The following is an 8,078-nucleotide window of genomic DNA, read 5'->3' as shown; positions in this document are numbered from 1 at the left end:
AATCTAACGCAGTGAATTTATACTATATTAATGCAATACATTACAACCAAAATACAACATTTATTTAATTTAAACCAATATATAAATAAATGCCACGGGAGCCCGCCGCTATAATTAAATAACAGTAAAGCAACCCAAGTTGTGAATATAAAAGTAGCGAATTTAAAACGCTATTTTATATTCACAATAATCATGTACTCAGCCAATGAGTACATATAATTTTGTATTTAGAGGTAGGACATAATAACCACCCCACTACCACTAAACGTACCCGCATCAGGTAATCCCACCGAATGAAGTGTTGATTCAATCAGGAAACCTGTCTGCCCAACGGGGGCGGTGACTGTGACACCACTGGACAAGTCTTGACCTGACACTTTTAATGTTGAAGTCAGTTTACCGTTTTGTCCAAGATTGATACTTTTGCCACCTACCAGTGTCAATATCACCGATGTGCTAACCGTACATTTGATGTTTAATGGCTCACTTTTTATTGCACCATCAACATTTTGCTGATTAAGTGAACCATAATTGATATAGACATCACCGGTGATTTCACAGGTTTCCGGGGTCGGTGGAACCGTGCCACAATAAGAGCCGGGAATAACCCTACCACTGGTATTACCATCATTCGAACCTTGCCAATACATCACACCAAAGCAGCTACCAGCCGCACGCAATGGGTCAGGTGTCACAGTACTCCAACTTCCCGACACCCCATTTTTAGCAATAAAGGCTGCTCTCATCACCTCTGCCGTTGCCCCTTGAGAAACAATAACTCGCGTCAAGGCATTGGATGGGTTACCACATATTTCAGCATTGGCCGCCGTCGAGTAGTGACATATCGCCACAGAACAAGATGCAGCAGTACAAAGTGTCCCCTGCATTTCTTCGCTCGGCCAAGAGAATGTTCCTTGGTATTGCTGCCCTACCCGCGTTTGCGTCGAAACCCAAGCACTGGCCTGGCTATAAAGTGGAAATAAAAACAGCACGCAAGCAATTAGCCAGCAATATTTATGACTTAGTCGCATATTAGGCTTTGTCATTCGTTTAAGTTCCATTGTCTCTATCCGCATATCGGCATTTAAGCTGTTGATAATGAGTTTCAGCGTTAACATATTCGTATTGAAATAAGATTAGAGGGGAGATCCCATTAATAATATTGCAGATTAAATGTTGCGACCGCATTGAACTCACCGCGCTTAATAGTACGTTGAGATATCGCCTCGGGTTCACCCCGAACATAAGCTTTCAAGGTAATAACGTTATTACCTGTATCAAGTGCAATATCGTCACTCGACTGATTCAGATACAGAGGTGTCCCCGCCATTGTTTCAAGACCAATGGCGATTCCAACATCACTGCCATCAACCGCCAATAACCCAGGTAAATTAACACTATCATTACCAGTAAATACAATGTTGGCTGTCGTACCTAAGCTGATATCGCAATCGACCAGATGTAGTTGAAACTGTTTGCCTGATGTACGCTGATTCGAATACAGATATTTATCGACGATAGTGCCAAAATTCAAACTAATAGCTTCATCACCGGGACGAATAGTGCAAGGCTCTGCGACCAAGGCGCCATGAAAACGCATATTGTCAGCGGCCGATACCGGTATCATCCAAAATAAATTCAGAATTAGAATACTTAAAATAGCTCGCCCACGGCGCATCAGCAGATTTAAATTAGTCATCATTTGATCCTATTGATAATCCACTAATAAAGTAGCGGTAGCCTCAAAACTTCCTTCACTTAATGTTGCCCCAGCAGCTTTAACAGGTACAGCCTTAAGTACCGGTGGGTTATTTTTGTCATAAGCAACACGGGTATTAAGTGCAAAAGGAACACCGTTTTTCAGTAAACGAATACCCAGATCCTGAACATCGGTTTGTATCGCTGCGGGGTCAAATGTAGTAACCGATGCACTGACAATCGTTAGACCTAATTCCAAACTGCTACTGGTTGTTTCGCAGGTCATGCTGTAAGGCACATCCTGGGTATAATTAATACCATCAATCTTGTTCACGCCCAGATTTTCCCCGAAAGGCACATCTATCGTATTTCCCCCATTAATCACACAAGGGGCGGGGTTAATTAATGTCCCCGTGAACAATACGTCATCCGCATACACCAGCGTGCTACTCAGTGTCAGTACCACCGCAATGGAACAACGCGATATCAGTGATCCGTTTTTCATTACTGATACTCCACAACCATGGTCGCTGTACCGTAAAAATCTCCCGCGCTCAACGTTGCACCGGGTTGTTTGACCGGTACGGCCTTCAGCACCGGGATAGTCGGATAGGAAAAGGTGAAAGCACTATTCAGTGACAATGCTTGATCATTACGTAGCAATTTGATCCCCAGCGCCGAATTATTCGTGCTCAAGACACTGGAATCAAAACCCGCACCGTTTCCTTTAATTGTCATTTTCAGCGCATTGGATACCGCCCCAGTACAATTCAATGTATAGGTCACCGGCTGCATATACTGAGTGCCATCAACCCGCGAAGTCAGAACATCATTGCCAAAACCGACAAGGATAGTGCCGGTATTGTTAATCACGCAGGGTGGAGGATTAATTAATGTGCCGGAGAACAGCATGTTGTCCGCATAGGCCAACGTACTGCCGAGAGTCAGTACCACCGCAATGGAACAGCGTGAAATCAGTGAATTAATTTTCATTACTGGTACTCCACTACCAGGGTCGCTGTGCCGGAAAAATAACCCGTGCTCAACGTTGCATTTGTTTGTTTAACCGGTACCGCCTGCAATACAGGAACATTCGGATAAGTAAAGTTGGATGCCGTATTCAGTGGGAATGACTGCCCATTACGTATCAACTTGATCCCCAGACCTGAATTACTCGTTTTCAAGACACTGGTATCAAAATTTGCCCCATTACCATTAATGCTTAATTTCAGTGCATTAGAGGCGGCCGAAGTACAGTTCAACGTATAATTCACCGGCTGCATGTAGTTGCTACCATCAATATTTGATGTCAGGACGGTATCGCCAAAATTAACGTTGATAGTGTTGTTACTGTTAATCTCGCAAGGCGGTGCGGCAAAAATAGTGACTGAGACATTGACTGTCGCAGACTTATTTAATGCCCATGCTGAGCTACTAAACAACATAGTCATCACTACGGCCGCTGTCCCTACGATGGCTGTCATCCCAAAGATGGACGTCATGGCCCGCCGGGTAACTATTCCCTTACAAACAACAGTCATCCCATATTCCTTATTCATCGTTCAGCCTGACACCCGCCCAGTATTCTTCTTATGCAGCGCCCTGAAATACACCGTTACTTGATGCTTTCAACCACAGAACACGTGCTCCCCGAACAGCTAAAGATCAGCTTGGGACGACCGCCAAAATCATTGACATAAGTTAGTACCGGTTTGCTGCCCAATGCGGCGGCACTGACATCCAACATGCTTTGCGCTTTTGGTGCGATCATCAGCGGCTTGAAGTCGGCTGCTGTTTTCCCGGCTTTGCCGTCACTGGCATCGACCAACGTGATGTAATACGGCGTTGGGTTATTAACCTGATAACGATCACCCTGACGAGTCAGCTGTAACTTCTCTTGCCAAGGTGTCGACATATCAGCCTTTTGTGGCACGATGCTAACTGGGCGGTAGAAAAGTTTGATGCGCGTTTGCAGTGCAATCTGCAAAGTATTGGGCTTGTCCGACCGCGGTGGAATTTCACGCAGGTTAAAATAGAACAAGGTTTCCCGGTCTTGCGCCAACTGACTCACCGCAGGCAAGCTTTGTATTTTTAACTGACTCATCGCGCCAGGCTCTACTCGCTGAACCGGTGGAACTACCGTCAACGGTGAATTGATTTTGTTACCCTGCTCATCTTCAATCCATCCCTGCGCCAGATAAGGTAGCTCCTTATTCTGGTTGCTGATGTTCAAGCTGATCGACTTATCGCCGCCATTAAGAATCGCCCGGGTTCTGTCCAGTGCAATCGCTGCTGTTGCTTGCTGAGCCATAAGTGCCGTCACCAAAATCGCGGTGATACGCAGTTTGTTATTCAATTTCATTACCTTTTCCTTCGAATTAATCTTGTCAGAACCTGGTGGCGCCGATCGTTTTCACTTAGCTGAACGGGCGGTTACCCGCAGGTTCATTACCAAACCTTTCTACTGCGACACCGGAGGTTTATCCCCCGTCGCTATTGGCTGGCAAGGCAACAGTAGATTCGCCAGTATTGCTGGAGAAAGAGCCTGCGGCAGAGTGATGCTGCATTGCGCCTTCCCATTCCAGTGTACTGACATGGTTTCACCGGCTTTGATCCCACTGAGATAGGTGGAACCGTCGTCGTTAACAATGCCGGTCTCTTGCTGATTTTCATTTAACACGGTGGCCCCAAATGGCGGTGATGTGCCATCTGCCATACGTATCATGGCCATCGCTTTTTCGCCGGAAATCACATTAAAGCGGCGATAACCAATAGCACCTTCAGTCAATGTGACCTGGGCTATGGTTCCTCTGGCTTCAACATCGTCTGCCAGGTTATCGATATCTATACTGGCCCGATTGCGGTAGTAGCTATTCACATCACCGACCACAGCTTTACCAAACTGGTTGGTCTGTATCGATGAGCCATATCCCTGAACCGGAACGCCGGATACCCCTTGGGTATCGAGTAACAAGCGAGTGCCGCCAAGGGTATTAACCCGATGCAAAGCCCCGCCTTCAGGGGTGATAGTTGCCCCGCCCTGAATACCTAAACCAACAGAAGAGTATTGTCCTTCCTGATAGCTGGCGTTGGCATTGATATCCGCACTATTACCTATGTGGTTATAGTTACCACTGACTAGCGCGCCGCTACGTGCTACGCCGGTATTGATCTGGTAGTTGTTGTGAGCATCCAGACGATCGGTATAACCCACTCGCTGACTGTGTTCACGACCACTCACCGTCGCGCTATAACTGATTGTTGCGCTGTTACCAAACGGCATCGACATGGAGAGATACACGCCATCGTCATTGCTTTCGTTATAGCGGTTACGGTAAGCCGAGAAGGTCAAACTGACGTTTTTCACTTTACCGATATCAAAATAACGCGAGAGCGACAGGTTATAGCGGTCATTCGCCGAACGATCCCAATAGGTCTGATGGCTATAGTTCAGATACGCGCTCAGCCCCAGATCTTGAAATTGCTGGTTGAAGCTGATGGTGTACATCTCTTTATTGCCACCCACGTCATTGTTGCGATAACGCGCATCGAGATATTCAGTCATGCTCATAAAGTTACGTTCAGAGAAGCGATAGCCCGCAAATGTCACCTGACTGCCTGTTTCCTGAAAGTTTTTCGAATAGTTGACTCGGTAAGAGCCGCCACTCAACGTACCTTGCTCGGGTAAATTGGCCCAAGATTGGGTCATATCAACCGATACGGCACCAAATTCCATCAAATCACGGCCAACCCCGATGGATGCCGCTTGATATTCGTTTTCACCACTGATCCCACCACCAAACAATGACCAGCCGCTATTGATCCCCCAGGAGAATTCCCCGGTACCAAATACTGGCCCTTCAGACCGATGTCCGATATCCGAAGGCTTACCGGCAGCCATGCGATAGCGCACCATGCCAGGGCGGGTCAGATAAGGAATACTGGCGGTATTCACTTGGAATTGTTGAACTTGTCCGTCAAGTTCCTCGACCCGCACATCCAGCGTGCCGGAAACAAAACTGTTCAAGTTCTGAATACGGAAAGGACCGGCAGCGACCAGTGTTTCACTCAACACACGCCCTTGCTGACTCACAACAACTCGCGCGTTGGTACGGGCAACACCAGTAATTTCAGGGGCATAGCCACGCAAATTAGGCGGTAACATATTGTCATCGGTCGCCAGACTAGCGCCGCTAAAGCGGAAGCTATCAAAGATGGCGGAGTTCAGAAAATCTTCACCCAACGTCAACTTGGCACCCAAACTCGGGATAGCGCGATAGGCGTAATAGCGGCTCCAATCCCACTGACGCTCAGTCGGTGAACCCGATGATTGGTCAACCCGCGTTTGCCAATCAGCACGGAATCGCCAGGCACCCAAGTTAGCGCCGGTGGTCCCGTTCCCACTTAACGTGTTGTTATTGGTATTGTTCGTTTCCTGGCGGTTCAATTGCCCTAACAAGTTGTAATCGAACAGCACTCCAGGAATACCATCCTCCCAACGAGAAGGGGGATCCCAATCGGGTTCGCTGTATTCCAGCCAGGCTTGCGGCACACTCAGGTACAGTGCTGACTTCGCCAAATCACCTTCCACGGTCAGACCGGGTAAGCTGCTGATATCGAGACACTCCCCATCACGCGACCAGGTCAGCTTTTGGAAGCTGTCTTCTTTCAATGCCAGCAACTCAATTAACTGGGGTGTTAAACACGCCTCACTTTTATTAGGATCTTTTTCTGAGACGTAGAACACAACCGGCTGTTCGCTGAGCTCCTGCTTATTCATACTAACCAATAAGTTATAGTGCCCAGGCATGATGTAGCCGCGTTGGGAGAACTGACTCAGGTCAAAATTAGCGCGATCCTTGGTATCCAGCACATCGGTATTAAACTGAATATCATCACGGGCTTGCGCTCCATAAGCATTGCCACTTAATGCAACTGCAATCAAAATTCGCAATAAATCACGACGGGCAAAACCGGAGGTGATGGAACGAGCGGATACCATGGGATATGTCACCTTACTCATTGAAATCAGTAATAATCCAATTTGAAACGAACGCTAGAATGATAAGTTCCAGCACGCAGTGTCTTACCATTGCCCACTAACCGCAGGGCATAATTGAGTTTCATATCAGCAGGAATTATATTGATCTCCGGTGATGCCACCCCTGGCGTCGAAACATTGCCTTTATCATCAATAATTTGCATTGCCACTCCTTCGGCTTCACCATTAACCGCAAAATTATTACCGTCCGCGGCACCGTCAAATGTCACAACAAAATGCTGCTGGTTCGACTTATCTGGATCAGGGTGAGCTATCGTGCAATGCAACAACCGAATCTCAAACGGGTGTTCATCCCCTGCGCCGTTCTGAACCAATTTACCAATAGGCAAAATCGCCATATCGATGGTCTGTTCCAAGCTCCCGGGATCTATCGCACAAGCAGTATCAGTAATACTTCCTTCCATACTCACGCGGCCCCAGGCTGTTTTCATGGGATCTGCCGTTACCGGTAAGCTCAGCAATGACGCCATCAGTAAGGAAGGAAGCACTATCAAAAAAAATGACCTGAACATAAATCACCTAACTCATCCAATACGTATCTTTCTCAAGAGAAAAAGACATGCGGAAAAATCCGCATGTCCAATTAGAAAAGGGTGACTTATTGGTAAGCCAGGGTGAAATCAGCAACGCTTGAGAAGTTGCCTGGTTTGATAGCGTCAGATGCAGTGCTACCTTGCAGGTAAGCAGAGAATGCCAGGGTGTTGTTACCAGTAACCAGAGTCTGCTCAGCAGTTGCTTGGCCCAGAGTAATAACGGTACCTGAACCATCAACGATAGCGATACCAGCGCCTTCAGCTACACCAGTAATGCCCAGCAGGCCAGGTACTGCTGCTGATTCTGCACCGCCGAAAGTGGTGGTTACAGATTGCAGAGTAGTGATGTCACAGTTTTCCAGTTTGATTTTGAAATCTTGTGCAGTTGATTTGCCGCCATTCTGCAGTGCCACGTTAGAGATCTGGCCCATTTCAACAGTCTGTGCATCTGAACCTGCTGCGATTGAGCAAGGTGCATCAATGATTGAACCATTGAAAGTCACAGTACCGTGGCCTTGATCAGCAGCGTTAGCCATAGAAGCAAAACCTAATACCAGAGCAGCAGCCAAGACAGTTTTATTCAGTTTCATTACGTGATTCCTTTATACACAATTAAAATTTAATACGCTGATTTGCTTTGAAAAAATCAAAGTAAATACCGCGTAAAAGTTGTTTTAAAATACAAATGCATGTTGCTTCTTGCCATTAAAATACCAAAGGACAAGCTGAGAACTGCACAGAGCCATAAAGTCAATATGTAGGCATTGGTAACACCTGCACATTAA

Annotated in this window: 9 protein-coding genes; all 9 read right to left on the bottom strand. The window is 46.8% G+C overall.

The window, feature by feature from the left end; translation table 11 throughout:
• Positions 1-227: 227 nt before the first annotated feature.
• Complete coding sequence (locus V1952_RS17885; RefSeq protein WP_420075240.1) at positions 228-1,061, bottom strand: exotoxin; 834 nt, start codon at positions 1,059-1,061, stop codon at positions 228-230.
• A 92-nt stretch (positions 1,062-1,153) separates the two neighbouring features.
• The gene (locus V1952_RS17880) at positions 1,154-1,699 is read right to left on the bottom strand and encodes a fimbrial protein (RefSeq protein WP_083160367.1); all 546 of its coding nucleotides are present in this window, start codon (positions 1,697-1,699) and stop codon (positions 1,154-1,156) included.
• A 9-nt stretch (positions 1,700-1,708) separates the two neighbouring features.
• Positions 1,709-2,203 carry a fimbrial protein gene (locus tag V1952_RS17875; protein ID WP_372558071.1) on the bottom strand — a complete coding sequence of 165 codons (495 nt, stop codon included), beginning with the start codon at positions 2,201-2,203 and terminating at the stop codon, positions 1,709-1,711.
• Positions 2,203-2,691 carry a fimbrial protein gene (locus V1952_RS17870; RefSeq protein WP_083160371.1) on the bottom strand — a complete coding sequence of 163 codons (489 nt, stop codon included), beginning with the start codon at positions 2,689-2,691 and terminating at the stop codon, positions 2,203-2,205. Before V1952_RS17870 ends, V1952_RS17875 begins: the two co-directional genes overlap by 1 nt.
• A complete protein-coding gene (locus tag V1952_RS17865) occupies positions 2,691-3,239 on the bottom strand; it encodes a fimbrial protein (protein ID WP_420075241.1) in 549 nt (182 codons plus the stop codon). The genes V1952_RS17870 and V1952_RS17865 overlap by 1 nt, the downstream gene beginning before the upstream one ends.
• A 74-nt stretch (positions 3,240-3,313) precedes the next feature.
• On the bottom strand, positions 3,314-4,060 hold the full coding sequence (locus V1952_RS17860) for a fimbria/pilus periplasmic chaperone (RefSeq protein WP_372568708.1): 747 nt from the start codon (positions 4,058-4,060) through the stop codon (positions 3,314-3,316).
• Positions 4,061-4,159: 99 nt separating this feature from the next.
• A complete protein-coding gene (locus V1952_RS17855; protein WP_420075239.1) occupies positions 4,160-6,700 on the bottom strand; it encodes an outer membrane usher protein in 2,541 nt (846 codons plus the stop codon).
• A 26-nt stretch (positions 6,701-6,726) separates the two neighbouring features.
• The gene (locus V1952_RS17850; protein ID WP_372559825.1) at positions 6,727-7,230 is read right to left on the bottom strand and encodes a fimbrial protein; all 504 of its coding nucleotides are present in this window, start codon (positions 7,228-7,230) and stop codon (positions 6,727-6,729) included.
• A gap of 128 nt (positions 7,231-7,358) precedes the next feature.
• Positions 7,359-7,883, bottom strand: a complete 525-nt coding sequence (locus V1952_RS17845; protein ID WP_372558068.1) for a fimbrial protein — start codon at positions 7,881-7,883, stop codon at positions 7,359-7,361.
• Positions 7,884-8,078 lie beyond the last annotated feature (195 nt).

The sequence above is a fragment of the Yersinia sp. 2542 StPb PI genome, assembly GCF_048593855.1.
Lineage (GTDB): Bacteria > Pseudomonadota > Gammaproteobacteria > Enterobacterales > Enterobacteriaceae > Yersinia > Yersinia enterocolitica_E.
This window is presented reverse-complemented; position numbering and strand designations above follow the sequence as displayed.

Excerpts from the sequence above, each read along its gene's own strand:
- V1952_RS17885 (WP_420075240.1), bottom strand. The coding sequence starts at position 1,061 with ATGGAACTTAAACGAATGACAAAGCCTAATATGCGACTAAGTCATAAA.
- V1952_RS17880 (WP_083160367.1), bottom strand. The coding sequence starts at position 1,699 with ATGACTAATTTAAATCTGCTGATGCGCCGTGGGCGAGCTATTTTAAGT.
- V1952_RS17875 (WP_372558071.1), bottom strand. The coding sequence starts at position 2,203 with ATGAAAAACGGATCACTGATATCGCGTTGTTCCATTGCGGTGGTACTG.
- V1952_RS17870 (WP_083160371.1), bottom strand. The coding sequence starts at position 2,691 with ATGAAAATTAATTCACTGATTTCACGCTGTTCCATTGCGGTGGTACTG.
- V1952_RS17865 (WP_420075241.1), bottom strand. The coding sequence starts at position 3,239 with ATGACTGTTGTTTGTAAGGGAATAGTTACCCGGCGGGCCATGACGTCC.
- V1952_RS17860 (WP_372568708.1), bottom strand. The coding sequence starts at position 4,060 with ATGAAATTGAATAACAAACTGCGTATCACCGCGATTTTGGTGACGGCA.
- V1952_RS17855 (WP_420075239.1), bottom strand. The coding sequence starts at position 6,700 with ATGGTATCCGCTCGTTCCATCACCTCCGGTTTTGCCCGTCGTGATTTA.
- V1952_RS17850 (WP_372559825.1), bottom strand. The coding sequence starts at position 7,230 with ATGGCGTCATTGCTGAGCTTACCGGTAACGGCAGATCCCATGAAAACA.
- V1952_RS17845 (WP_372558068.1), bottom strand. The coding sequence starts at position 7,883 with ATGAAACTGAATAAAACTGTCTTGGCTGCTGCTCTGGTATTAGGTTTT.